General features: G+C 42.0%; 27 protein-coding genes and 1 tRNA gene. 7 read left to right on the top strand and 21 right to left on the bottom strand.

The genetic code is table 11. The features are described 5' to 3' along the window. Window positions 1–27: 27 nt before the first annotated feature. Both IGJ17_RS05970 and IGJ17_RS05965 read right to left on the bottom strand, forming a co-directional pair. Complete coding sequence (locus IGJ17_RS05970) at window positions 28–528, bottom strand: DUF5590 domain-containing protein (protein WP_005236934.1); 501 nt, start codon at window positions 526–528, stop codon at window positions 28–30. Window positions 529–576: 48 nt separating this feature from the next. Then, window positions 577–3,333, bottom strand: a complete 2,757-nt coding sequence (locus IGJ17_RS05965; protein WP_008381153.1) for a helicase C-terminal domain-containing protein — start codon at window positions 3,331–3,333, stop codon at window positions 577–579. A 212-nt stretch (window positions 3,334–3,545) separates the two neighbouring features. Here IGJ17_RS05965 and IGJ17_RS05960 point away from each other — a divergent pair, with 212 nt between their 5' ends. Beyond that, a complete protein-coding gene (locus IGJ17_RS05960) occupies window positions 3,546–4,316 on the top strand; it encodes an SDR family oxidoreductase (protein ID WP_008381149.1) in 771 nt (256 codons plus the stop codon). Between the two features lie 98 nt (window positions 4,317–4,414). Here IGJ17_RS05960 and IGJ17_RS05955 read toward each other — a convergent pair whose 3' ends face one another. The 5 genes from IGJ17_RS05955 to IGJ17_RS05935 form a co-directional block, all read right to left on the bottom strand. Then, window positions 4,415–5,047 carry a YfbR-like 5'-deoxynucleotidase gene (locus IGJ17_RS05955; protein ID WP_008381147.1) on the bottom strand — a complete coding sequence of 211 codons (633 nt, stop codon included), beginning with the start codon at window positions 5,045–5,047 and terminating at the stop codon, window positions 4,415–4,417. Between the two features lie 106 nt (window positions 5,048–5,153). Next, entirely contained in the window at window positions 5,154–5,354 is a 201-nt protein-coding gene (locus IGJ17_RS05950; protein ID WP_003126918.1) for a cold-shock protein, read from the bottom strand. Window positions 5,355–5,632: 278 nt separating this feature from the next. Next, window positions 5,633–6,757, bottom strand: a complete 1,125-nt coding sequence (locus IGJ17_RS05945) for a hypothetical protein (RefSeq protein WP_086332212.1) — start codon at window positions 6,755–6,757, stop codon at window positions 5,633–5,635. 83 nt (window positions 6,758–6,840) lie between these two features. Next, complete coding sequence (locus tag IGJ17_RS05940) at window positions 6,841–7,560, bottom strand: ThuA domain-containing protein (protein ID WP_086317030.1); 720 nt, start codon at window positions 7,558–7,560, stop codon at window positions 6,841–6,843. A gap of 96 nt (window positions 7,561–7,656) precedes the next feature. Then, window positions 7,657–8,589, bottom strand: coding sequence for a PEP phosphonomutase (locus IGJ17_RS05935; protein WP_074536761.1), 933 nt, complete (start codon window positions 8,587–8,589; stop codon window positions 7,657–7,659). Window positions 8,590–8,658: 69 nt separating this feature from the next. On the opposite strand from IGJ17_RS05935, the gene IGJ17_RS05930 reads away from it, so the two are divergent. After that, window positions 8,659–8,730 (top strand) — tRNA-Arg (locus IGJ17_RS05930). A 76-nt stretch (window positions 8,731–8,806) separates the two neighbouring features. Here IGJ17_RS05930 and IGJ17_RS05925 read toward each other — a convergent pair. From IGJ17_RS05925 to sfsA, 11 genes are all read right to left on the bottom strand, one after another. Continuing rightward, window positions 8,807–9,988, bottom strand: a complete 1,182-nt coding sequence (locus tag IGJ17_RS05925) for a GNAT family N-acetyltransferase (RefSeq protein ID WP_422705352.1) — start codon at window positions 9,986–9,988, stop codon at window positions 8,807–8,809. Window positions 9,989–10,048: 60 nt separating this feature from the next. After that, window positions 10,049–10,462, bottom strand: a complete 414-nt coding sequence (locus IGJ17_RS05920) for a DUF3284 domain-containing protein (protein ID WP_086317024.1) — start codon at window positions 10,460–10,462, stop codon at window positions 10,049–10,051. Continuing rightward, the gene (locus IGJ17_RS05915; RefSeq protein WP_005236946.1) at window positions 10,449–10,643 is read right to left on the bottom strand and encodes a hypothetical protein; all 195 of its coding nucleotides are present in this window, start codon (window positions 10,641–10,643) and stop codon (window positions 10,449–10,451) included. Before IGJ17_RS05915 ends, IGJ17_RS05920 begins: the two co-directional genes overlap by 14 nt. Window positions 10,644–10,655: 12 nt before the next feature. Beyond that, the gene (locus IGJ17_RS05910; protein ID WP_005236947.1) at window positions 10,656–10,877 is read right to left on the bottom strand and encodes a hypothetical protein; all 222 of its coding nucleotides are present in this window, start codon (window positions 10,875–10,877) and stop codon (window positions 10,656–10,658) included. Between the two features lie 59 nt (window positions 10,878–10,936). Continuing rightward, window positions 10,937–12,334 carry a PTS sugar transporter subunit IIC gene (locus IGJ17_RS05905; protein ID WP_005236948.1) on the bottom strand — a complete coding sequence of 466 codons (1,398 nt, stop codon included), beginning with the start codon at window positions 12,332–12,334 and terminating at the stop codon, window positions 10,937–10,939. 81 nt (window positions 12,335–12,415) lie between these two features. Then, window positions 12,416–12,733 (bottom strand): PTS lactose/cellobiose transporter subunit IIA, encoded by a 318-nt coding sequence (locus tag IGJ17_RS05900; protein ID WP_005236949.1) that lies wholly within the window; start codon window positions 12,731–12,733, stop codon window positions 12,416–12,418. Between the two features lie 38 nt (window positions 12,734–12,771). Continuing rightward, on the bottom strand, window positions 12,772–13,089 hold the full coding sequence (locus IGJ17_RS05895) for a PTS sugar transporter subunit IIB (protein WP_005229471.1): 318 nt from the start codon (window positions 13,087–13,089) through the stop codon (window positions 12,772–12,774). A 134-nt stretch (window positions 13,090–13,223) separates the two neighbouring features. Further along, complete coding sequence (locus IGJ17_RS05890; protein WP_086332210.1) at window positions 13,224–15,938, bottom strand: sigma 54-interacting transcriptional regulator; 2,715 nt, start codon at window positions 15,936–15,938, stop codon at window positions 13,224–13,226. 66 nt (window positions 15,939–16,004) lie between these two features. Next, complete coding sequence (locus IGJ17_RS05885) at window positions 16,005–17,279, bottom strand: DEAD/DEAH box helicase (RefSeq protein ID WP_086332209.1); 1,275 nt, start codon at window positions 17,277–17,279, stop codon at window positions 16,005–16,007. Window positions 17,280–17,293: 14 nt separating this feature from the next. Next, window positions 17,294–18,295 carry a Gfo/Idh/MocA family protein gene (locus IGJ17_RS05880; protein WP_008381134.1) on the bottom strand — a complete coding sequence of 334 codons (1,002 nt, stop codon included), beginning with the start codon at window positions 18,293–18,295 and terminating at the stop codon, window positions 17,294–17,296. Window positions 18,296–18,313: 18 nt separating this feature from the next. Continuing rightward, window positions 18,314–19,039 carry a DNA/RNA nuclease SfsA gene (gene sfsA, locus IGJ17_RS05875; protein WP_005236955.1) on the bottom strand — a complete coding sequence of 242 codons (726 nt, stop codon included), beginning with the start codon at window positions 19,037–19,039 and terminating at the stop codon, window positions 18,314–18,316. Between the two features lie 182 nt (window positions 19,040–19,221). On the opposite strand from sfsA, the gene IGJ17_RS05870 reads away from it, so the two are divergent. From IGJ17_RS05870 to IGJ17_RS05860, 3 genes are all read left to right on the top strand, one after another. After that, window positions 19,222–19,566, top strand: a complete 345-nt coding sequence (locus IGJ17_RS05870; RefSeq protein ID WP_008381130.1) for a DUF4828 domain-containing protein — start codon at window positions 19,222–19,224, stop codon at window positions 19,564–19,566. Window positions 19,567–19,780: 214 nt separating this feature from the next. Beyond that, window positions 19,781–19,945 carry a hypothetical protein gene (locus tag IGJ17_RS05865; RefSeq protein ID WP_008381128.1) on the top strand — a complete coding sequence of 55 codons (165 nt, stop codon included), beginning with the start codon at window positions 19,781–19,783 and terminating at the stop codon, window positions 19,943–19,945. Window positions 19,946–20,186: 241 nt separating this feature from the next. Beyond that, a complete protein-coding gene (locus IGJ17_RS05860; protein WP_008381126.1) occupies window positions 20,187–21,521 on the top strand; it encodes a serine hydrolase in 1,335 nt (444 codons plus the stop codon). 57 nt (window positions 21,522–21,578) lie between these two features. Here the strand turns inward: IGJ17_RS05860 and IGJ17_RS05855 are convergent, their stop codons facing one another. Continuing rightward, on the bottom strand, window positions 21,579–22,091 hold the full coding sequence (locus IGJ17_RS05855; protein ID WP_429961158.1) for a GyrI-like domain-containing protein: 513 nt from the start codon (window positions 22,089–22,091) through the stop codon (window positions 21,579–21,581). Window positions 22,092–22,215: 124 nt separating this feature from the next. Between IGJ17_RS05855 and IGJ17_RS05850 the strand changes: the two genes are divergently transcribed. After that, window positions 22,216–23,415 carry a YdcF family protein gene (locus IGJ17_RS05850; protein WP_086332208.1) on the top strand — a complete coding sequence of 400 codons (1,200 nt, stop codon included), beginning with the start codon at window positions 22,216–22,218 and terminating at the stop codon, window positions 23,413–23,415. A 48-nt stretch (window positions 23,416–23,463) separates the two neighbouring features. Here the strand turns inward: IGJ17_RS05850 and IGJ17_RS05845 are convergent, their stop codons facing one another. Both IGJ17_RS05845 and IGJ17_RS05840 read right to left on the bottom strand, forming a co-directional pair. Next, window positions 23,464–23,973: an HD domain-containing protein gene (locus IGJ17_RS05845; RefSeq protein ID WP_005236965.1), complete on the bottom strand. Its 510-nt coding sequence runs from the start codon at window positions 23,971–23,973 to the stop codon at window positions 23,464–23,466. A gap of 124 nt (window positions 23,974–24,097) precedes the next feature. Next, entirely contained in the window at window positions 24,098–24,859 is a 762-nt protein-coding gene (locus IGJ17_RS05840; RefSeq protein WP_086332207.1) for a TrmH family RNA methyltransferase, read from the bottom strand. A gap of 95 nt (window positions 24,860–24,954) precedes the next feature. Here IGJ17_RS05840 and IGJ17_RS05835 point away from each other — a divergent pair, with 95 nt between their 5' ends. Next, a complete protein-coding gene (locus tag IGJ17_RS05835) occupies window positions 24,955–25,233 on the top strand; it encodes an acylphosphatase (protein ID WP_005236969.1) in 279 nt (92 codons plus the stop codon). The last annotated feature ends 85 nt before the right edge of the window (window positions 25,234–25,318 follow it).

Below are 25,318 nucleotides of genomic sequence, written 5' to 3'. Positions count from 1 at the left end.
AAATTTCTGTCTATCAAAAGCGCCTTTTTATAGTTCAGTGACCGCTTTGATTTCTTCTCCATCTTTGAAACCAATCAAATAATAGTTCAAGCGGCCTTGGTCGTCTTTAGTCATGACTTCCCAAGCGGGCTCGCCTTTAAAAATACCCAATGCTGCTTTTTGGATTTCCTGCCCTTGATGGTTGTCGCGAACGAAGGCTTTGGCCTGTGCTTCCGTCAATCCATCCCCTTGATTAAAAACGGAAACCTTTTCGCCGCTTTTAGGAATGATCACGACGATCTCATTGTTATTCGTATCTTTTCCAACAATGCTAAAAGATGTTTCCTCACGGGTGAACCAATAAAATTGTTCGACCTCTGCTAAATCGGTGTATCTTTCTGCTATTTCGATCGCTTCGTTTCTTGCTTGCCGCATTGGACGAGAAGAACGGAGATAGAAAATAGAAGCGAAGAGAATAACGACCAGTAAAACCGTGATCGCACTCAGCAAAATAATCACTCGCCGATGTTCTTTGTCTTTTGTTTTCACACTTCGTACTCCAATCTTAAATAAAACTCATTATATCAGATGTTCGACTCATTTTTCAAAATCAACCGCCGCTTTTTCCTCTTGCGCAAAAAAATGTTGAATATCTTCGGCAATTTCGGTTGGACTAGCTTCAATCAGAGGTAAGTTTTTAGGCAGACCTTTGACCATCCGTTTGCCATACTTCGTTGATAACAAGCGTCGATCAAGGACGACCATCACGCCTGTATCCTCTTCAGAACGGATCAAGCGCCCCAACGCTTGGCGTAGCCGTAGAATCGCTTTAGGTAAGGCATCTTCTTTGAAAGAATCGATGCCTTCTGCTTCCAAGAAGGCATGCCGTGCTTGGACCATTGGTTGCTTAGGATTCTCAAAAGGTAAGCGAGTCACCACAGCGATCTTCAAGGCCTGACCTGGTAGGTCGACCCCTTCCCAAAAACTGCTAGTCCCTAATAAGATGCCATTTTCCGCTAATAAAAATTTCTTTAAGATTTTCTCACGGGTTCCGCCAGTTCCTTGAGCAACGATTTCTCTGCCATAATGCAGGGCTTTTTTATTCAATCGATCATAGACATTTTTCAAAGTTTCGTGCGCCGTAAACAACACAAGCGCTGGTTGCGGATTGTCAAACAAAATTGGGACTAACGCTTCGACTAAATAATCCGCGTATTCAGCAGCTGATGCTTGTTGGATCGAGAGTCCTTTTTTAACTACATAGAGTCGAGTTTGTTTGCTGTAGTCATAAAAAGCGGGAATCGTTTTGACTGGCACATCGGTCAAGCCAATCTGATGGGCAAAATATTCTTTATTTCCTGGGATCTTCAATGTCCCCCCAAGATAAATGATGTGCTGATAGCGTTGATACCACGTGCTTTCCACGATCGAATGCCCTTCTAGATCAGCTAATTCAATCACAGCATTTCCTGACTGGGGATGCTTTTTCAACCAATGAACGTAACGAGGATGCCACCAAGTCAACCATGCGGTCACCGTTTGTTCCTGGGTTTCCATTTGACCAAAGAAATCAAACAAACGAGCAATCACGATTCGTTGTCTTGCATACCACCGATCATTGGTCAACTCGAATCGCTGACGCAACTGTTGTTGGATCTCATTGATTTCTTGATAGTAAAGGCTCAATTTCTGATGAAGCTTGTCTTGTTCTAACGTGCCATCATAGAGGTCGTCATGGTGCACGACTTGTAGCTCTGGCGCATCGATCGACAAACTGCGAAAATACTGTTCTTGTGTTTCGACCAAGATCGACAACGCGTTTCGATACAACGAGAACATCCGTTGCAGAAAGTCATCCTCGGTAATGATTTGGGCAATTTCTTCAAATAGCCCTTCTTCATTTAGCTGTAAAAACTGCCGCTTGAAGTGAGCAGAGTCAAAAACATGTTGACTAAAGCCTTCTGCTTGCTGCGGCAACTGTTGGGCTTCATCAATCAATAAGTAATCACTCGTTGGCAACAGTGGCTGAGCTCGCCGGTTTTCCTGCATCAAAAAGGCATGGTTGACGATCAAAACATTGCTTTGCGCCATCCGCTTATATAAATGTCGAACAAAATCTTGTTCATAGAAGGGTTGATCTTTGGCTAAAAAAGCAACGCCGCGATGGCGGATGTCGGTAAATAAAGGATGATCAAGTCGAACCAAGTTCAATTCATCGAAATCCCCCGTTTCTGTTTTAGTCAGCCAAACTAAGATCCCCATTTGGTATTGCGCATATTGCTTTTGCTCTATCGGTTGATCAAGGGTCGCTTTAAAACGCTGCAAATCAATGTAATGACGATGACTTTTGACCAAAACTGCTTGCAAAGGTTGCTGCAGTACTTGGTTTACCAAAGGAATGTCTTTGTTGATGATTTGATTTTGCAATAGAATTGAAGAGGTACTAACGATCAACGGATTTTCTGGTGTCACTAAATAGGCGGCTGGAAACAAGTAACCAATGGTTTTCCCCATGCCTGTTTCTGCTTCAATGATCAGATTTTTCTCTGGCTGGGTGTAATGCGTATACACTGCATTCATCAAGCGTGCTTGTTGTTTCCGATAGACTAAGTGCTGGCCAAAGCGCTGTTCTTTTTCCGTTTTAACTTTCGGATACGTTTCTTGAAAATGCGTAGATTCAAAAAGCGGGACGGTCTTTTTCCGCAAGACGATACCGTCGATCACTTCTAAATCTTCTGCCAACTCTGGGCCTTTTTCTTTTAAGATTCCATGGATATAGTCACTCGTTTGCATGCCCATTTGACCGCTTAAAAGCGCAATTTGTTTAAGGGTCGTTCGGGGCAGTTCTCGCATGATCGCTTCGATATACAAAAATAAAGCTGCGGTCACTTCTGCATCACTATCAGCTTGATGCGGGTTATCATGACGAAAGCCGATGCTATCTGCCAGATCGCCTAAACGAAAGCTGCTTTCTGTTGGTAGAAACACTTGCGCCAATTCCACCGTATCGATTCCGGGAAGTGATAAAGGCGGTAGCCCGCAACGCACAAATTCATTGCTTAAAAAATGATAATCAAAATAAATATTATGCGCCACAAAAATCGTGTTGCTGAGTAAGTTATAGATCGTATCAGCTACGTCTTCGAAATATGGCGCTTTGCTTACTTGTTGGTTTGTGATGTGTGTCAATCGTTGAATTTGCTTAGAAATTCTGCGGTCAGGGTTGATATCTGCGGCAAAACGATTGATGATCTTGCCATCTTGGACTAAGACACAGCCAAATTGAATAATTCGATCAATCGTCGAATCGGTTCCTGTTGTTTCAAGATCCACCACAGCGTATATGGGTTTCATTGTATTCCTCCTTGCACACTGTCTGCATTATACTACAAAATCAATGGCGATTACATCTGTTTTCCCACTAGATAAGAGGGTTCTCGGGAGGTAAAATTAGAAAACCAACCATTGGCGTTTCCTAGCTGAAGAAGTTTGTTGCTGTTCGCTGATCGCTTTTTTCGACAAAAAAAGGGATCTTTTTTATAATTTACTGTAAGGAGGCGAAAAAAATGAATGATTTCAAAAACAAACGAGTGATTGTAACGGGGGCTGCTTCAGGGATTGGAAAAGCGGTGGCAGAACAATTTCTAGCACAGGGCGCACTTGTTGGGTTAATTGATCGCAACGAAGAAGAGCTGCAGGAGTTTCTTGCTGACTATCAAGCACAAGCCCATTATCGAGCTGTTGACGTCACTGAAGCGGATAAGCTGCAAGAAGCAATAAGTGGTCTTGTAGAAGAACTAGGCGGTCTCGATGTACTCCATGTCAATGCCGGCATCAACGGTACCTGGACACCGATCGAAGAGCTGACAGTGGCAGAATGGGATCAGACGATCAACACAAACTTACGTAGTACCTTTATTACCGTCAAAGCAGCCATTCCCTTTATGAAAACGAACGGTGGCAGCATTGTCATTACGAGTTCAGTCAATGGAAACCGCATCTTCAGCAATTTTGGTGCGACTGCTTACAGTACGTCTAAGGCAGGTCAAGTCGCCTTTACAAAAATGGCTGCGCTGGAACTTTCTGGTTATAATATTCGGGTCAATGCCATCTGCCCTGGGGCGATCGCGACGAATATCGATGCCAGCACAGAAATTGAAGAAGAGGTTGCTCGCGTTGAGATCCCCGTCAAATATCCAGAACGTTCTCGACCATTAAAGCAAGAAACAGGCGTGCCAGAACAAGTCGCCAACCTTGTGCTTTTTCTATCTTCAGAGGCTGCCGGCAATATTTCTGGAACGGAAGTCTATATTGATGGAGCAGAATCTTTGCTTTAATCCAACAAAAAAACGAAAAATCAAACCTGATCCCCTCACTTGTTTCATTGAAGCCCTTGAGATGGATCATTTCTTGATTTTTCGTTTTTTCGTTTGGGTTATTTTTCCACCAAAGCCGCGATTTCTTCTAGAAAAGCAGTCTTGCCATAAAAATCTGCATTTAGTAACTCTGGAAAAATGGCTTCAAAGAAATAAGTGACACACGGTCGATGCTGAAACTCTTTGACGGTTAAAACGGCCTCTCGAAACATTTCTTTGTATACTTTATCTGGGTTGCTTTTTGAGATCTCTTCAAAAGATTCATACAAAAGATCGATCTTATCCGCAATTGCTAATAGCTGCCCTTCAAGGCTGTTGTCTTTGCCATCCGCTAAGCGTCTGCGATACGTTGCTTGAAAGCTTCCTGGAATTTCTTCTTCGATGAAGGCATCGGTCATTTTTTCTTCAACGGTTGATAACATTGCCCGCAATTCTTTGTTCGCATATTTGACCGGCGTTTTGATATCACCGATGAAACGTTCAGTGTAATCATGATTCAAGGCTTTTTCGTAGAGAATTTGCCAATTGACTTGATTCCCCGCCTTTTCTTCGATATCAGCTAAGGTCTGGGCAATCATCGTTACTCGAAATGAATGAGCAGCTACACTGTGCTCAGTAAACTTAAAAAAACCCGGCGCTCGTTGGATCTTCTCTAAATTAGCCAATCCGAGAATAAATTCATTCAATCCCATAAATGTGCCTCCTTTTTTTAAGAGTATAACAACTCCTTTGTCTGCAAGCAACTATCTCGCGCACAAAAAAAGAGCAGCTAAGCTGCTCTTAAAAGGCATTCACTAATTATGCTTTGTTAACGTTAGTCGCTTGAGGGCCACGTTGTCCGTCTTCGATATCGAAAGTCACTGCTTGACCTTCTTCTAAAGTTTTGAACCCTTCGCCTTGGATAGCTGAGAAATGAACGAATACATCGTTACCGTTTTCTGCAGTGATGAATCCAAAACCTTTGTCTGAGTTAAACCATTTCACTGTACCTGTTTCCATAATAAAAATCCTCCTTGTGTTTATACACATATTTTGCAATTACTTGTATAAGGTGAAAATGTGGAAGATGTTTAAGATGAAACAAGCTACCATAATTTACCGTAACAAAAACTACACTTTGTATTATAGCACATTATCTTCATTATGACTAATAGAAAATCAAAAAAAATGAAAACGCCTTTATTTTTTTATAATTCGCAAAAAGGCTGCTGCATTAAAGATCTGCAACAGCCTTCTCTTTTTTGGAAACGATTTATTGGCTAACGACGCAACTGCGTTTAGTAGCGCAAAATCGCCGTCAAACTTTTTTCTCCAGGGGCATCTTTTTGTTCCAAGATAGATACCTCACCGCCGTTCTCTAAAACATCGATTGCCAGTGTATTTAACACTTGCCGCCGATCGTACTCTGTATCAGGATCTTCTCCAAAACCATCGGCGAGATTTGAGGTAGCCACAAACAGATTGGCGATCCGGCCTTCTTTGGCTGAAGGCACGATATCAACCAATTGGTCAATAAATTTTCGATCCAACAGCTTACCGTATTCCCCAACTTCTTTTTGTGTCAACTCTGCAATCAACTTATGCGTACACGTTTGGATCTCTTTCAAGGATAACGATGCTGGGGAAGAGGAAATACTTGGTTCTGCTTTGAAAAAGTTCGTTTTTGCCACTTTTTTAAACAGCGTTTGATTTTCTGGTAATGCAAACAGATACATTGGTAAATGCTCTTCATTTGAAAAATCATTCTTGAAAAATGCATCAACTGCTTGGTAGTAGTTGACGTGATCGATCTCGACTTCTTCATCTTTGGCACTAAAGCCGTGATAAGCAACGCCTTCTCCCCCTGAGTTAGGGCCACCTTGAGCACTGTAATTAAAGTTACCACCACCAGTGACTTCTTCCCCCAGCGCTTTTTCAATCGTCGTCGGTGCCTCTTCTGGCAACTCGACTTCACGCACTTGATTGTTTTCAACTTGATAGACTTGCATTGAATCGCGATTCAACGCTAAGAGATAAAATGGGTAATTAAATTGTGCATTTTTGATGACAGCTAATACATAAGGGGTTTCCCCTACGTAATATTGATCATCCACACGAATACTTAACCGATGGACCAGTACCTCTTCTGGGGTGATAATCACCGCCACACTTGTTGTACTGTTGCGCCAAAATGATTGATCTGCAAGCAGTTCATCAACTTTCGTTTGAAAAAGATCCCAAGAATGTTCTGGGTATTTCTTTTCAAAGCGGCGCTTCGCATCTTTGGCAAAGTTCTTAAATTTGATTTGATCCTTTTCGACATTCTGGTGGCCGACATGCGTATTGAGCATGATCGTGACAAATGGTCCTTTGATTCCGTCAGATATTACCTGCGATAAAAAACTTTTTCCAAATTTTCCCATTCCACATTACCTCCTGCTTAATCAAATACAAATAAAGTGTACCATGCTTATTTTCTTCCATAAAGTAAAACGATTGCACAATTTTATTTCCTCATTCGTTTTTCTGATGACTCACTATACCGACTATTCTTCAACGGATCTGTCAATGTGTTTCTGGTGGCCCATAGAAAGCCTCGCTTGGTCCAAGTCTGAATGGTCGGCTCTTTCAGCTCTTTTAGACTGTGTCCAACAGATTGGAAAAAGACTCGGCCCTTGCCCCATTTTTTGATCCACATCATTGGCAGTATGACTTCTTGGTTAGCTGCATTCGGATGATCTTTAGCGGCAAATGTTGAGGTAGCTAACACAGTGACGGCTGGATCAACCAGACAATAGTATTGCTCCGTCGTCAACTGAGGGATCGATTGCGTATTTGCCGTAATATAGTGATTTGTCGTAAGATCGATGCTATAGGTCGTTTCCAAGCCGCCAGGATGTGCCAAAAAACAGCCGCCAGTCAGAAACAACCAGCCTTTACTGGCTTGAAAAGCCGAAGCAAAGCCGCCATGAACTCCTGCTAATCCTACTCCTTCTGCTACAGCCTGAGTGACATTTTGCAGCGGCTCATCAGGCAATTCTCCACGCGTCCAATTCATGATCAACAGATCCAGCCTTTTTAATTCTTCTTTATGATAGAGAGGTTCAAAATCTGAGGCGAGTGTCACCTGATATCCTTCTGACTCCAGCAACGTTTGGTAAAACTGACTGGTTTCTTTTGGGGCGTGTCCTTCCCATCCTCCGTAAATGATCAATGCTTGTTTCATTTTGTGTTTCCTCCTTTCTTTCTAACTTAGCGAAAAAAACGCAAAAAGCGAAGCAGAACGATTCTTCGTTTTCCTTCGCTAGTAATTTTTTCTGATTTAACGATTAATTGAACGCCCGACACGATTGATCGTATGGCGCATGCCTCTAATTGCAACCGATGTTTCGAAAATATTTTCGGTCGGTGCCATACCGCCATAGCCGGCATCACCGATATGCTGCAGATCGACCCCACAGGTTTTGTTGATAATGGCTAATTGCCGCAACGTTTCTGGACGTGCGCTTTCTTGACTCGTTCCGATCGCTGACATCGTCAATAAGTCATATTGTTTGGCAATTTGAACAGCTTCAATCAGATCCTTTTCTAGAAAGCCTTGAATCGAGCCAACGGAAGGCAGTAACAAAATATCTGCCCCAGCTTCAGCGTAAGAAATGATGGCTTCTCGATCAACCACAGGCTCATCTGAGCCGGCACTGTGCATTTTTCCAGCGATGATCAACCCAGAGAAATGTTCTTTTGCCAATTTTACTGCTTTAGCGATTTCTCGGTTGGTCACACCTGTTCCAGGATTGCCTGTAAAGCAGAGAAAGTCCACCCCGAGTTCTTGGGCTTTTTTGATGGTGTCAACCGAACTTGTTCGGCCTTGACTGATGCTGATCTTTTCACTCATCATCTCCGTCGTAGCTGGGATCGGCTCAAGATTGATGCCGACAGGTCGTCCAATCAGTTGTTTTAGTTGAGGAATCGGGTTTTCAATCGGTTGTGTAGGATCAAGCAGCTGCTCCAATGTGATACCAGGCATCCCAAAAATAGCTGGACGATAACAATCAAACCCATTCAACAAAATTAAGTCAGCCCCAAAAGCTGCCGCGACTTCTGCGTTGGTGATATCGCCAGCTTGCGGCATGGTTTGAACCACCGTTTCACAGACGATTACTCGTCCTTCGCTCGCTTTAATGGATTGTTTCAATTCTTGCGCCGACATTTCTTTGATTTCACTATAGTTTGCACTTATCAATCGTTTGACCATGTTTTTCTTCCTTTCTTTTCCTTCTCATCTTGCGAGAAACACGAATAACAGGTAAAATATAGCTATTGTGTTCCCTTAGTTAAATGGATATAACAAGTCCCTCCTAAGGATTAGTTGCTGGTTCGATTCCGGCAGGGAACGTTTTTTGAAGAAAAAGATTCCTTATTTTTAAGGAATCTTTTTTTGTTAGAAAGTGAATGCGTCTGTGTCGATTTGCTTAGAAATAGTCTTCCAATAGTGGTTTTCCTGTTGGCAAGTTTTCCTGAATCAACACTGCAGCTTCCTGGTCCGTTTCCATTTGCTGGAAAAAGACCAGAGAATCGAGGGATTGTGCCTGCAAGAACAGCTGCACAAAACGCTGAATCGACAAGGTTGCTTTTGGCAGCTTGGTGGCCGCCGTTTTCGTGACTTGATGCTGAGCGTTTTCGATTGTCACTTCATAACACCCATTATTCCATGGGGCATATTCATCCCCTTGAATTTCTATGGCAAAACCGCCGGCTTTTTTCAATGTGAATGGATAACTTTTTAGAAACCCTTCCACATCGATGACGCGCGCCATCATGTCCGGGCGCACTTGGTAGTGAGCCAATGGTTTGGCCGCGTTTGCTTGTAGGACTTCCCCATCAAACCCTGGTCGATAGTTAATCTGTGCTACTGAATCTGCATGGGAGACGATAAACCGATTAAATCCTTGGTAAGCATTCGCAGTCAAATAGCCCCACTCTTGAATATCGAAACGTCCTCCCTCGATAAAGTAAATCAAGTAGCCTTCAGGGACCCCTGCTTCATTGCGATAAATCGCAAACGTATACGGTCGGCGCAAAACAAACTTGATTTCTTCCCACCAGGGTTGGCGAATCAGTCCGCCCTTTTGATGGCGCGGCAATTGATGATAAATCTCGTGAATGATCGGCTGTGCTTCCTCCCAATTCATGCGTTGAATCGTTCCATTCACTTTCTTGCCATCGGGCCATTGATGCGCATCGACTTCATAAACCGTCCGTTCAAAAGTATACTCATACCCATATCTGCGATAAAAAGCAAAGGAGAAAGGTGCCAGATAGGAAAGAACGATTTTTTGTTCATAGCAGTCCTTAATGATTTGTTTCATGATCCGATCGATCCGACCTTGGCTGCGATACTCTGGATACGAAGCCACAAAACCGATCCCTGCCATCGGATAACTCGTTCCATGAAAGTTCACATCAAAAATCGTTGCCATGATTTGGCTCGCCAATTTTCCATTCCCATCGTAGGAACCATAATTCCAAGAATTTTCCGCAAGCTTGCGATAGCGCTTGATATTTGTTTCATTCAATTCCCACTGAAAGGCATAAGAAACCAAGTCCAGTACTTCTTGCGAACCAAATTCGGTCATTTTTTTGACATCTGTCATTCCTTCATCTCCTCTACTTGAAAACACGCAAGAAACGCAAAAAAGGCGTCAGTCGACCCCTTAATATGCTTCTTCCATCATACTCAACATTTTTTTAAATTGCTTGCGTTTGAAATATCCTAGAATCGTACCTAAGAGCATGTCATTTAATTGCTGAATCATGCCTTCAGAAGTCATTTTCTCTTCATAGTGCAAGGTGCAATGCGCGTCATCTATCGCTTCAATTTGATAGTGTACACGGAAGGTATTTTTTTTCGTCGCCGTTTGGAACGCATAGGCTTGATTCTTCTTGACTGTTTCAATCGTTATGGTGGCATTGCTATCTTTATAAAATTGTTTTAGATAACTATAGCCTTCTAATTGCTCTTCAGTAAGTGTTTGATCTGTCGCTTGTTTAATATCATGTAAAACGGAATCGATGATCGTTTTATATAAAAAGTCAGCGGGTACATTCATTTTTTTAGTGATTTCCATCTTGCGCCTCCTTGTCTTTCTTGTTGCGTTTGTGTCCAATTGAAGCCATGATTCCTCCAATAGCCATTAGAATGACTGACGTGATGAGATTCACCCAGTGGTATTCACCTGACTGCGCGTTAGCGCTGTATATAAATAACATACTACCGATGCTTATAAAAAACAATCCATTTTTAAACATGATATCACCTCACTATTGACTAACGACGTTAAAGTATAGTACTCGACCCCAATCAGTATTTTTGATTGCGTCTTTGGCAAGTTTCGCTGCTTTTTCTTTGTCTTCTGCCGTTGTTTCAAAAATCAACTGAATCCCTTTTTTTTCTTTAAAGGTATACTTGATCTCACCTTCTGTCAGAGACTCAAGTAATGCTTTGATGTTGTCTTGTTGCATCGCGGAATTTACAATAATCATTTTTTCTCCTCCTAAAAAAGATAGCTAGATGGGTGAAGCCACCCATCTAGTTTATTTGATTAGTTCTCTTGGTCTGCTGGATTGATTTTGTTGGCAGCAATAATAAATGGTGCCCAGATCAATAAAGCTACAGCCAAATTAATAATTGTCAAGATGATCGCACGCCAGTCTCCACCGGTAGCTAAGAAGCCGCTTAGGATCGTTGGCATTACCCAAATCACATTTACCACAACTGGTGCAACTAACCCTAAAGTTGTTGCAAAGTAAGCAATCGTTGCTGTAACTAACGGTGCAACAATAAATGGAATGATAAACAATGGGTTTAACACGATTGGTAGACCAAACATTACTGGTTCATTGATATTGAACAACCCAGGTCCAATCCCTAGTTTACCAACTGTCTTATAGTCGGCACGTTTAGAGAATAGCAAGATTGCGATCAAGAGCATTAAAGTCACACCTGCTCCACCAGGCCAAACAAATGCTTCGAATGAACCTGCTACCCATTTATAAGGAACAGCTTCCCCTAATTGATAAGCATTAGTATTTTCAACCATTGCCACACCGTAGATCGATTGTAGAACAGGTCCCATGATATTTGTTCCATGTAATCCAAAGAACCACAAGACATGGACAAGTAAAACAATGATAAATACGGCAAAGTACCCTTGAGAGAGACCCAATAATGGTTTTTGGATCGATTCGGAGATCCAGTCAATTATCGGCATACCGACAAAGCGTTCAAATAGATAGTAAATCAAACCTGAAGCATATAGTCCGGCAATCCCAGGGATAATCGCTGCAAAGGCACGGGAAACTGCTGGTGGCACTGAATCTGGCATTTTGATAATAATATTTTTTTGCATCAATTTTGCAAAGATAATAACTGAAACGAAACCAAAGATGATTGCCGTGAACAATCCAGAGCCACCCATATAGGCGCTAAATGGGAAGTAGCCCCAGCCTGCAGCGCTGATCGTTGAACCATCTGCTGCAAATCCTGATGTAGCACTTGTACTGTTGATCATGTCTACCACGTTTGCTGGTAGTGCTTCTTCTAACGCTAAAGAAAGAGAAGCAGATTGTGGAATACCCATAATAAATGCTGCTAAAGAGACCAACGCACCTGATAGTGCATCAACATTGTAAGCCTTCGCTAAATTATAACCGAATGAAGCTGAGAAGATAACCGCCATAATTGCTAAGGTACCTGTCCAAACTAAACCATTGACTGCGATCACTGGTGTGAAAAATTTCGTAATTGCATTGTCCGCACCAAGATAAGTGTTTGGAAAATCACGCATGAAGGCGTTCAATAATACTGCAATTGCCCCAGCCATCGTTGCTGGCATCATTCCGATAAAAGCATCCCGCAAGGCAACCAAATGCTTTTGCGCACCAATCTTAGCTGCAACCGGGAGAATGTGTCTCTCCATCCAACTTGTTAATCCATCCATTCTTAATTCCTCCTATAAGTTCTATTCGTCAAAGAAGATTTTTTGATTCATCGACAATAACTACTTCTATCCGTTCAAAGATTATTCGTTATTTAGACGTCGATAGACATCAATGATTTCTTTCGCTAAATCGGTAAATGCGATTGATGTCATTAGGTGATCTTGTGAATGCACGGTCAACAATGTCACGGTCATATGATTGCCTTGCGCTTCTTGTGTCAACAATCCTGTTTGCGAATGATGCGCTTCCACAAGAGATGCTTCAGCATCTTTGATTTTTTGGTCAGCTAATTCGAAGTTCCCTTCTTTTGCTGCCGCGATTGCTTCCATTGCGTCACTTTTTGCATTACCACCATACATGATCAATCCCATAATGGCTTCCAAATTTTGCTCATCCATCTTTAAAAATCCTCCTTACACTTCGATCCTAAAAAATCTTAGTTCATTAATGTTTCTGCTTGTTGCAATACTTTTTCGCCGTTCATCATGCCATAGTCTGCCATGTTGATCACGTCCAAAGGAATGCCTTTTGGTGCTAATTTTTGTTCAAATTGTGATTTCATGAAACGTACTTGTGGTCCTAACAATAGAACATCGACTGGTTTTGACTCCAAATGTTGGTCGGCTTCTGAAGCTGAAACAGCAAAGATATCTGCTTCCATTCCTTTAGCTTCGGCTGCTTTTTGCATTTTTGTCACCAATAGACTGGTACTCATTCCTGCTGAACAAACCAGCATAATCGTTTTTTTCGCCATCGCGCATCTGCTCCTTTCTGTTGTAAGTTACACTTTACTATAAAGCAAAAAGCGTGCCAAAAAAAAATAAGTTCAGACCTTTATTTATCAATGGTCTGAACCAATTTCTCGTTTACACACTCGCAGTTTTTTCATTACACACTAAAATTGTGTGCGGATTCATCATAATTTTTGATTTTGTTTTCTAAAAACATTTGGGTTAAATAGGCGATCTCATCTTCAGAAAATTTGATTTGATAATTTTTTTCAATTTGTAATAAATGGGTTCGTAAAACATCCATTTCAATTCGGTACCGTTTTTGGAAAGTAGCTAAGTTGACGAAAGTACGGGAAGGCTCCTTCTTCAATAAACTTTCTACCAAAAAGGCTAAATGAATGACTAATCCTGCATCGACGGTTGGTTCTACAATCACATGCAATTGATTTTGAATCTGATGAACGATTCGTTGCAGGCTTTCGATCAGATGATAGACGGACCCAACATGAGTTATCGTATTTTCCAATGAACGCACGATCTTTTCGATCGGCACTTCATCTGAAGCGATTCGTTTTAGCACATTCAAGCGATTGTCATCAAAAACATCATAGGCGGAGAAAAACGGAATGTTTTGATAATCGATCTCGACGGTGCCGGCAATAGCTTTGATCTCATATTCTTCTAGCAAGCCGTCAATATGTTTTTTGAAGGTTTCTTTTTCAATAAATTGCATTTGGATGATCTCGACTTTTGATTGATCGACGACGGGATAAATTCGTTGATAAAGTTTGGCAGCGACACCTTCCCCAGTAAAGCAAGTAACGATGACTGCCTTTTTATTTCCTTTTGCTTCACGAACCGTACGGAACTGTTCTTGTACGATGGTTTCAAAAGAACGCTGAATGTTTTGGTAGATATCTTCTAAACTGCGCCCACTCTCTGCCATCCGCAAAGCTTCTAAAACAATCATCGTGCTGACCATCGAAATAGCTTTCGTACGAATCCCCGTCTCTTCGGAAATCAAATTCGCAAATGAATTGAGGGAGCCCATATCGGTTAAAAGCAATAAGCCATTGCTCATCTTCTCTTTGTTTTCATTGATATAATTCAACAGCTGGTCATACATTTGCCCGACTTCCATATCCAAAGACATATTCATTGCCTTGCCATAGTCGGTCTCCAGCAGCTCTTGGGCTGTCTCCAGCATACTGCTGGCAGTTGCCTTGCCATGCATCAAGACAATGATCTCGATTTTTTCAAGGGGCAATGGCGAAGGCTGTTTGACTTGAATCGCTAAAAACATACTGATAAAGCCTATTTCATCAAATGGGATCTCGACATGACGTTCCTCTTCAATGATCGTCGATAAATCCATTGCCACTTGAAATTCGGATTTTAAGTTTTTTCTAATCGTGTTCAAATCGGGATGAACGATCATATGTCCCTCTTTAACACGTTCCAGCGTACTTTGCAAATGCAACGCAAAGGCAAAACGGGCTTTTTCACTATAAGTTCGATCTAACCTCTGACCTGCCAAGTCATAAAGAACATTGGTCAGTTTCCAAATGTCTTCTGGAATCAACTCTTTATGAACAGGGTTTTGGATCAATTCTTCGACATATTTTTCAAAGTAGGCATCCACATCCTTAGAGATCAAGTTTTCTAAATCAACATTGGCTACACCGGTTTCAATCAGTGTGCTGACTTTTTCTTCGATCTCATTGTACACCTGCATATTCCGTTGCGGATCACGAGACCAGACAACATCTGGGTCGCCGGGTTCGAAACTCAGAAAGTCGCCTTTGCCATCTAAAAACCGATCCAAGCGTTCTGACATTTCTTTGATCTTCAACAGCCCTTTTTGAACTTGCAGTGAGCAATCGCCTTTTCGAATCAGGAGGTGTTTTTTCCCATAGGTCCGATAATGTAAGAATGCCTTCGCACAGACGAGTTTCAGGTCTCGCTTGATTTGACCGATGTTGCCTTCTGCATCATAGAGCATAAAGGCCAATATCGCATCTCGCTCGACATCGATCCGCTGATTTAGACGGGTCGCCTCTTGCTTGATAAACAAGGAAATGATTTCATACCGTTCATCTAGCGAACGACTTTCCACATTTGGCAAAGTAATAGCCATGGGAATTCGCCGATTGAAGGTCGTCAAAAAGGTTTCTGATGATTCAGTGGTGGCACCAATGATCTGCACGGCGGCTTCATGAACTTGGTTGCTTTCCCCTAATGGGCGGTAGATCCCTTTGTCAATGAAGGTAAAGAGCATTTCTTGGCCTTCTGGCGGCAGTCGATGGATCTCATCCAAGAACAATATACCGCCATCGGCTTTTGCCATAAGTCCTGGACTATCTTCTGCAGCACCTGTGTAGGCCCCTTTTTTGATGCCAAAGATGTGACCAAACAACAACTGCGGATTTTGTGCATAATCCGCACAATTAAACGATACGAAAGGAGCATCTTTTTCTAACATATTTGATTCAACCGCAAAGTGATACATACATTCGGCAAATAAGGATTTACCGGTACCTGTCTCTCCAAAAATAATGGTATGGAGTCCTCTAGGCGGATATAAAATTGCTGCTTTGGCTTGCTGGATACTTACTTTTAAAGAAGCTTGAACCCCAACAAGACTTTCAAAACTCACTTCAGAGGAAACATCCACATGCACCGTTTCTTCTAATGGCTCATAAACGACCGGACGGCCGGAACGTTTGCCGATTTTCTTTTCTTTATAAAGCTCACTGAGATAACGGCTTGCATTGCTGCGATCGATTTGTAAGATTTTAGCGACGTCAACTGCGGTCAACCCTTGCTTATGCAGTTCGATCGTTTGAAAAATCTCTTCTTTTCGCGAATTCATTCGATAGCCTCCTCATTTTTTTACACACTAATAATAAACAACGTTAATGGTAACACAAAAAGACGCTCAATGGCGTCTTTTTCCTTTGTCTTTTTGCTTTTTCGTCTTTTTCTTGGTCTTTTTAACAGGAGTGTGTAATTTTTCAGATGTTTTCTTGGAAATTTTCTGCACACTTACTATTTTCGTTTCTTTCTTGCTTTCCTTTTCGATAACAGGTGCTTCTGTGTGTAATTGTCCCCCATGCAGATAGACTTCCTTGAGTTCTATGAACAATTGATTCGCGATTTTTTTCAAATCCTTCAACGAATGGTCTTGAACGATCGTGACGACGGTTCCTTCTTTGCCCATTCGTCCAACACGTCCTGCCCGGTGCAGATAGGATTCTTTTTCTAACGGGACTTCCGTATTGATGACATAAGGCAAATCCACCACATCTAAGCCGCGAGAGGCGACATCGGTCGTCAATAATTCTACTAGTTTTCCTTGACGGAAGCTCTCCAGTGCGCCTTTTCGGGCAAGTTTGTTTTGGTCAGATGCTAATGATGCCACCGGCAAGCCGTGAAACAGCAGTTTTTCTTCTGCATTTCCCATTGCGCTTAATTCATTGAAGAAAACCAAGGCTTGAAAGTTTGGTAAATGAGCAAAGCGCCTTAAAGCATCCACGATTCGTCGTTGCGGATAATTCAAATAGTAGTGATGGATCACGCCTTTGCTCTGATCTTCTTGGGTAACATCAATGATCAGCGGCTCTTTTGTCACCAATGGTCGAATCTCATCAATCACTTCGTTAGCGGTTGCTGAAAAGAAACTACGCTGGATTTGTTTTGGCAATGTTTGATTGATCTTGGCAGCCAGTGTGAAGGCCCCTTCTTTCAATAATTGGTCAACCTCATCTAATACCAACGATTGCAACTGCTGGGTCTTGATTTTTTTTGCTTTGATCAATTCTAACACTCGGCCTGGGGTGCCAATCAAGACCTCGGGCTTGTCTTTCAGTTTTTCCACTTGGCGTTTTGTACTTGCGCCACCAATTAGCGGCAGAACGGTCAAACCAATGGCTTGGGCCCATTCCCGGGCCACTTCTGTGACTTGCATCGCTAATTCTTGTGAAGAAGTCAAAATCAGCAACTGATTACCTTGCTTTGCCTCGACTTTTGTTAACAGTGGCAAGAGGTACGCCAAAGTTTTACCAGAACCGGTCGGTGAGACTCCAATGACAGACTCACCATCTTTTAAAGGGCCAAAGGTTTTCTCTTGGATCAAGGACGGTGCGTGATACCCTGCCGCCTGCCATTTTTCTTGCCAGATGTCTGGCAATTGTGTCAATTCAAATACTGTCATAAATGTTCCATTCCTTATTTTTTATCTGCATCAAAAATGATGCCTGCTTGTTTACGCATAAGAGCGATGGTTTCATTGACACTGCGAGCAAGTTCCACCCATTCCTCATACCGTTGTCCTTGTTGGGGATCATTTTTGTTTTCGATGATGTCTGCAAAGTCTTGTGCTTCTTCGATCATCGGGTTTTCTAAAGCACTTACTGCTAATGCCTGGGTTTGTTTTGTTTTTCGCTCATAAAATGCGGCTTCTTCGATGGCATTGACGGCATTTAGGTCTAATGTACCGTCTTCAAAATAGATTTCTGAACGCAACTCTGAATCAGCGATTTTTCCTGTTTGGATTGTGACATCAAAGTCAGCATAGCGCAACACTGCAGTCCCGATACCATCTACACCAGTCGGTAATTTACGGGCAAAATAATGAACATCTTGCGGTTTGCCAAACCAAGCGACCGCCGCATAAATCGGATAGACGCCCAAATCCGCTAAGGCACCGCCAGAAAAATGTGGAGAAAAAATATTTGGTTCCTCCCCAGCTAGTACAGCGTCATAACGAGACGAATATTTCATATAAGAAAAGTTCGCCCCAAGAATGGCACCGCGTGTCGGTAAGAATTCGGCTACAGTAGAAAAACTTGCTTCATGGATGTTGCGAGCTGCTTCAAAGAATAATACCTGTTGCTGATTTGCCAATTCGATGATCTCCGCCATTTCCTCAGGCGTTGAAAAGGCTGGCTTCTCCACAATGACATTTTTTCCTGCTAAAATACCTTGCTTGGCTTGTTCAAAGTGCAAACTATTCGGAGACGCGATGTAGACCGTGTCCATATGAGCTAAGCCAAAAAAAGTGTCCAGATCGGTCGCATACTCGATGTCCCCATATTTTTCTCCAAAACGTTGTGCCGTTGCTAACTTTCTTGAGTATACGGCAACCAATTGATAGCGTTTGGTTTCGTGGGCTGCTTGTACAAATTGATCGGTGATCCAATTTGTGCCGATAATCCCTAAATGAATCATGTTTTTTCCTTCTTTCTTCTATAGATTAGGGTCGTCAAAGACGACATTCAAATCAAAAGGGATTGGTTCTTTGACCGTGATCATCCCTTGGTTTACTTGGCAATTATAGGCAAACACTTCGACACCCTTGCTTTGCGCTTCAGCGATTTTAGTGGCCAGATCCGGTTGCATCTGTCGATGGATCGTGGCGATTTGCACCGCTTCAAATTGGATCATAAACAAAACCGCCGCATAATAGCCAGCTTCTTTGGCATGGATCAATTCATTGACGTGTTTCAAGCCACGAATGGTTGGTGCATCTGGAAAAGCACCGACTTGCTTGTTTTCAAGGGTCATTCCCTTGATTTCTAAAAAGCCTTTTTCTTGTTCATCTGTTTCAAAATAAAGGTCGAATTTTGATGTCCTATAGACAACTTCCCTTCGCAAAAGCGCGATTCTCCCTTTGATATTTGGCAACTGGATCGTGCCATCCAAGAGGCCTTCATAGCCTAAACGATTCGGTACTTGACTATCGATGTTGATCCATTGGTCTTGTTTCTTGACTGAGATCAAGTCGTAATTGGTTTTGCGTTTCGGATTGTCCCAATATTGCAGGGTAACAAGCGCACCTTTGTGCAAGAGCTCTTTTCCTCGTCCGGTATTTTTTACATGGACGATTACTTCTTGACCGTCAACGAGACATCGGGCAATGAACCGGTTGTCTCGCACGAGAAACGTGGCTAAAAGGGTATTCGGATAATTCATTTTCTCACCTACTCTTTTGAATCATAGCATATTTTGATAAAAACTTCTAAACTTCAAACTAAAGTACCATGCTTTTTTACCTTCTCATGGTATACTTATGGCAATTATTTTCTAGTGCGAAAAAGTGGACACCTGTCCACAAGGCACAACTTGATGAATCGTAAATGATAGGACGTGTATAAATGAAGAAAAGGTCTATTTTGATTGGTTTATCTCTTGCAACGGGCGTGGTCAGCTCCTTGCTGTTGCGAAAAGAAAAACAAAAAAATGAGAATCGCCAGAATTTCATTGGTAATTGGCGTTTTACTTCCAAGACAAAAGAAGATGTCACGATAGAAATAGCCAATGATTATTCGTTGACCATCGAAGGCAAGCCTTTGACTGCTTCCATCGTTGAATTGACTCCGATGCGGTTAGTTTTACTGGACACATTTGGCTATCATTTAGTTCTTGAACAAAAAGGCTCCGTCATTACTTTATATGATGAAGCTGAAGATTGCCACTATTCTTTGACAAAAATCATCTAAAATCGCTGAGAAAGACAAGTTCATGTTTTCTTCACATTTTCTTCGGTCAATTCTCAGACTTTTTATCAGCATTTCTTGGCAATCCATGCTATCATTAACTTAACAAGTGGTTGAACAAGGTGTTCCGTTGAGTGATGTTTGATCGTTCATAGATTAAGGTGTAGGTTCGATTCCTACCTTCCACATTTATTTTAAATAGAAAGAAGGGATTTTTATGTTAACGACCTTTATTTCACTCTTTTCCATCTTTGCTTTAGCTGCATTGTTAGCTGGGACATTCTTTTTAGCAAAATTGGCTATGCAACAAGAAACGAAGGCGGTGAAAGTTCCCGTCAGAGTCCAAAACCAAAACCCGAGAATCCATTCCAATCGTCGCTAAGTGAATCAGTTTGACCCTATGTCAATTCACAAAAACTTGCCTTCTATTTTATAGGAAGGTAAGTTTTTTTGTTAGCTATTATTTACAGTAAACAACCTTAGTCACGTAACGTCTCAGTTTGTCTACTGAGGGATCGGTCTTACGCAATTAAATGCTAAGTTTTCTCTTAGAGTATTGCAACAGTGGATACTCTTTGTTAAAATTTTTGCTTAGATACAACTTTAAAGGAGCTACTACATATATGCAGAAAATAACCAAGTTCGGGTATTCCATCGTTGCTGCTTTGGCAATCCTCTTTGCTGCTGCCGGCTTACCCGTCGTTTCGTATGCTGATGATACAGCTATGAGCGCCGAAGAGATCCAAGATTTTTCAGTCGATGCAAAAGCCGCTTACTCCATTGATTTTGACACAGGCAAAGTGTTGTATGATCAAGATGGTGAGACCGCCATGGGCATCGCCTCCATCACCAAGATCATCAGTCTCTACCTTGTAGCTGAGCAAGTAGAGCAAGGAACCATCGCTTGGGATGATCCTGTCCCTATTTCAGATTATGCCGCGAATCTCAGCGTGTCGCCAAACTTATCGAATGTCCCTTTGCATCAAGACGTTACCTATACAGTAAAAGATTTGTATGATGCCAGTTATATCCAATCTGCAAATGCTGCAATCGTAGCGCTCGCGGAGCTGATTGCTGGGTCTGAAAGTGCCTTTGTTGATCAAATGCAAGAAAAAGTGCAATCATGGGGCATTACCGATGCAAAGATCGTCAATGCTTCTGGCTTGAACAATACTTATTTAGGGGACAATATCTATCCCGGGTCAACTTCCACTGACGAAAACGAACTATCCGCAAAAGATGTCGCCCTGATTGCTCGCCATTTGCTGCAAGACTTTCCAGACGTTTTAGAAGTAACAAGTCTTTCCACCAAACAATTTGGCGAAGGTTCCTATTCGCCTGTCGAGATGGTCAATTGGAACTGGATGCTTCCAGGTTTTACGAATACTAAAGATGGTGTTGACGGTCTTAAGACTGGTACGACAGATATGGCAGGCGCCTGCTTTGTCGGAACCGCCGTCAAGGATGGTCAACGAATTATCACCGTCGTGCTAAACGTCAATGGTCATGCGGAAAATCCAAGCGTACGTTTTATCGAAACAGGTCGGTTGATGGACTACTCCTTCGATGCTTGGGAACAAGTAGAAATTCTACCAGAAAATGCACAGTTAGAAGATACACAGACGGTGTCAGTCAAAGATGGGAAAGAATTGAGTGTTCCCGTTGCCTTAAATCAAGGTTTGACCTTATGGGTACGTGGAGATATGGATGCAACAGCCTTTGAAACAACCATTGACTTTAATGAGCATTATCGTGATTCTGCCCTGCAAGCGCCATTGACTGAGGGCACAGAAGTCGGTACTGTAAGTGCTTCGATTCCAGCTGATACGCTTGGTTATATTGATGCTTCTGATCATGACGAAACTGCAGGATTGGTCACAACACAAACGGTAGAAAAAGCCAACATCTTTGTTCGTGCTTGGCGCGGTGTGTCTACCTTTTTCGAGAATCTTTTTTAATCCAAACCAAAGAAAAAATCTGTCCTGAGCAAAGATTGCTTCTCGGACAGATTTTTTTTATTCTACCGTTTCCACCGTTGCTGCTGCCAAAGGCTCAACAGGGAAAAACAATTCAACTTCCCCTTCTTTAAAATGAGGAAGATATCTTTCTTGGATCGCTGCTGACAAGTGGACGTTATTTTCTGGTAAAACTTCCATCAACATTTTTTCAGTCATCATGGTCAAGTTTTTTTCATCCGTTTTTACAACGAGATAGGTCATTGCGGGCATTTCCCAACGGACCCAACCGACGGGAGGAAAATTTTCTGTATGGACTTGAACGCCTGCCAAATAACGGCCGGTTTCTTGCCAAGGCTCTAACCAATTAGTGCCATCACTCATTAAGCCCCAAAATTCCAGTTCTTCTGCCTTTTGATCGCTCACTAGAAATTCGATCTCTTCAAAATCCTTTGTTGCAAGTTCCCATAGCGCTGGTACCCAAGAAGCTCCTTCTTCCGCTAATCCCTTGCCTTCTTTTCCGATCACATAAAAAGCGGGCCGTTCAACGCGAATCACTTTACCTAATTGCATGTTCCTTCCTCCTTCTTTTCTTCATTTTAGCGAATTGCAAGAAATTCAGCAACTTTGACCTTAGCAACAAGCAATTTTTGTCATTTTTCGGTATACTAGGTGTATCGTTAAAGGAGTGAAAAACATGGATTTTACGCAATTGCTGATTTTTGCCATCAGCTATTTGACGGGTGTGATCGTCGTTCAAAAGTGGCGCAAGAGTAAAGATGAGCCAGATATTTTCTTTTTTGAGTGCTGTTGGACGATTTTAGCCCTGCTGATTTATTTAGCCGTCTCAGAATTACGGACAGGCAGTTTCTTTATTCTAATACCAGTCGCCTTCGCCGGCCTTTTTTTATTTTCTTATCGGCGCAACAAGCACCGACTCGTAAATGGCTTGCTCTTTAATTTGTTTGTCTTAGCATTTGGTGGCTACCTAGTCATTAATCTATACCGAACACAAGATATTCTTGTAGGTGGTCTATTGGCTGTTTTGCTAGCGATCTTCTTTGCTGTATTATTATTCGGCTTAGCCATTCTCGTGGTCTTTCTTTACTGGAATTCCATTATTGTTTTACGAAGAGAGTCGCGATCAATCGCCAATCTATTGACCCTGATCTTAGCAGTGGTTTTGACCGTTTTATTATTTTCAGATACCCTTTTGCACTTTTTCCCGGATTGGATCCGAACCTTATTCGGCGTTGTTCCCCTAAGTCTGATGTATCTATTTGTGGTCTTTTTGAACTTTTTATCGATTTCAGTCATTTATCAGTTCAATCATCCTCGTTACAATCAAGATTTTATCATCGTCTTAGGAGCAGGTCTTTTGAATGGCACCACGGTCTCCCCTTTATTGGCCAAGCGTATCAATAAAGCAATCTCGTTCTACGAAGCGCAATTTAAAGCGAAAAAAACCGCTCCTCGGTTACTGATGTCAGGCGGCCAAGGAAGCGATGAAAAGCTGCCAGAAGCTGTCGCGATGAAAGAATATGCAGTTGCGCAAGGAGTGCCCGAAGGAGAGATTTTAGTAGAAACAAATTCCACGACTACTTATGAAAACATGAAGTTTTCGAAAGAAATCATGGATTCCTTAAAGCCAAATGGCTACAAAGTTATTTTTTCCTCCAACAATTACCATATTTTTCGTGCCGGTCTCTATGCAGATCAAGCACAACTTAAAGCGGATGGTATCGGAGCACCCACCGCCTTTTACTATTTACCAAATGCCTTCTTACGAGAATTCGTAGCGATCCTTTTTATGCACAAAAGACGACACTTAACGGTATTGATCACCTTACTGATCCTTTATGTAGGCGCAGCGATCCTCCAACTTATTTTTGGCTAAGCAAACAAAAAAAGTTCTTTGAACCGGCTGGTTCGAAGAACTTTTTTCTTATTGAATCGTACGATGTTTCTTCCAGAAACGTTGTTGCCATTTTTCTTTCATACTTTCTGTAAGTGGTTCTGATGCTTCTTTGATCGCACAATATTTGTCAACCATTGTGACAATATAGCTTTCTTTATAACGTGGCGGCGCAATCGTTGCTCCCCACATATGTTTCAAGATGATATCTTTTTCTAGATCACTTAGTTCAGTGATTTTTTCAGCATTTTTTACTGCAATTCGTGGATGCATATACGCATGGGTACCTTCATCAAACTTTGTGGTACGCCAGTCATAGTAGAATAAATCATGAAGGAGTCCTGCACGAGCTGTTGCACGAGCATCGCCGCCCCATTTCTTGGCCAATTTGTAACTATAATAAGAGACGCTGATCGAATGTTCCAAACGTGTGGAGTTCATATGCTGCACAAAGTTGGCTAATTTTTTTACAGCTTCTGTTTCTAACAGGTCAGCCACGTAAGACATATATTCGCTATCTTCTTGCCATTTTTCTGTCATAAATTTTTGTCTGCCACCTTTTTTTGATCTGCTTGATTGTTACAAGACAAAGTATAGCACCTATTCATCGAAGATTCTAGGTGAGGTGCAATAGATTCAAATAGTTTAACAGTTCCTTAAAAATCTAACTGACAGAAAAATACATCAAAATTCCGGCTGCAATGGCGACGTTCAATGATTCCGCCTGACCATAGATGGGAATATACACATTTTTGTCAGTCAAAGCCAACAGTTCTGGGTGAACCCCTTGTCCCTCGTTACCTAAAATGAAGGCAGCTGTTTGTTCTTTAGGAAGCTCGGTATAAGGAACGGCTTCTTTATTTAATTCGGTGCCATAAATCGTCACGCCAGCTGAGCGCAGCTGCTTTAGAAATGGCGGGATCGCTCCTTCTAAAATCGGTAAATGATAGTTGCTTCCTTGCATGCTGCGCAAGACTTTTGTGCTGTAAAGATCTGCTGTTCCTTCGCCGAGAAACACCCCGCTAAATCCAGCAGCATCCGCTGTTCGAAGCATGGTACCAACGTTCCCGGGATCTTGCACATTATCTAAAATCAACCAATTACCCGTCAGTGTCTGTAAGTTTTGCTCTTGCTTTTCCACCACGGCAAAAATTCCTTGTGGTGTTGGTAAATCAGAAAGCATCGCTGCGATCTCCTCTGTGATCAAATAGCTTTCTTCCTGATAATCATCGAGCTGCCCGTTGGCTTCACTTAACCCTCGCGGTGTCACCAACAACGCTTTGATAGGTACTTTGGCCTGCAGCGCTTCTTGCACTAAATGCCAGCCATCGATCAAATACGTATTGGTCTGTGTACGGTGTTTTTTTTGTGTTAGTTTTTTGATTTCCTTGATAAAGGTATTTTTTTTCGATTGAATTTCTTTCATGTGGTCACCTCGATTTATTATAGCATGAGTCAATCGATCTAACTTGTTCTTTTACTGAAAAAACGCTATCATTATAAGCAGAGGAGGGATTGTCCATGAAGAAACTACGAATCCATGTTCAAGGGCGTGTCCAAGGTGTCGGCTTTCGTTATACCACGAAAATGCTTGCCGATCAATTAGGGGTCACAGGATCTGTAAAAAATGAGGCAGATGGTTCTGTTTCGATTGAAGCGATGGGAGATGAAAAAATCATCGATGCCTTTGTTGCCGGAGTGAAAGATTCTCCTTCTCCCGCTGGAAAAGTGAACCAAATCGACATCCAACCAGACGATACCATTAAAGAACGTACTAGCTTTGATGTAGTCTATTATTGATAATTGAATGTTTTCTAAGTCGAAAGATTGATTTTTCAATGAATTTCTCTTTGTACATTGAAATAGTCGGTCTTTTTTAGTATAG

This window comes from Enterococcus sp. DIV1096b (assembly GCF_050498765.1).
GTDB classification, from domain to species: Bacteria; Bacillota; Bacilli; order Lactobacillales; family Enterococcaceae; genus Enterococcus_D; species Enterococcus_D entomosocium.
Note: the sequence above shows the minus strand (reverse complement) of the source record. Positions and strands in the feature narration are given on the sequence as shown.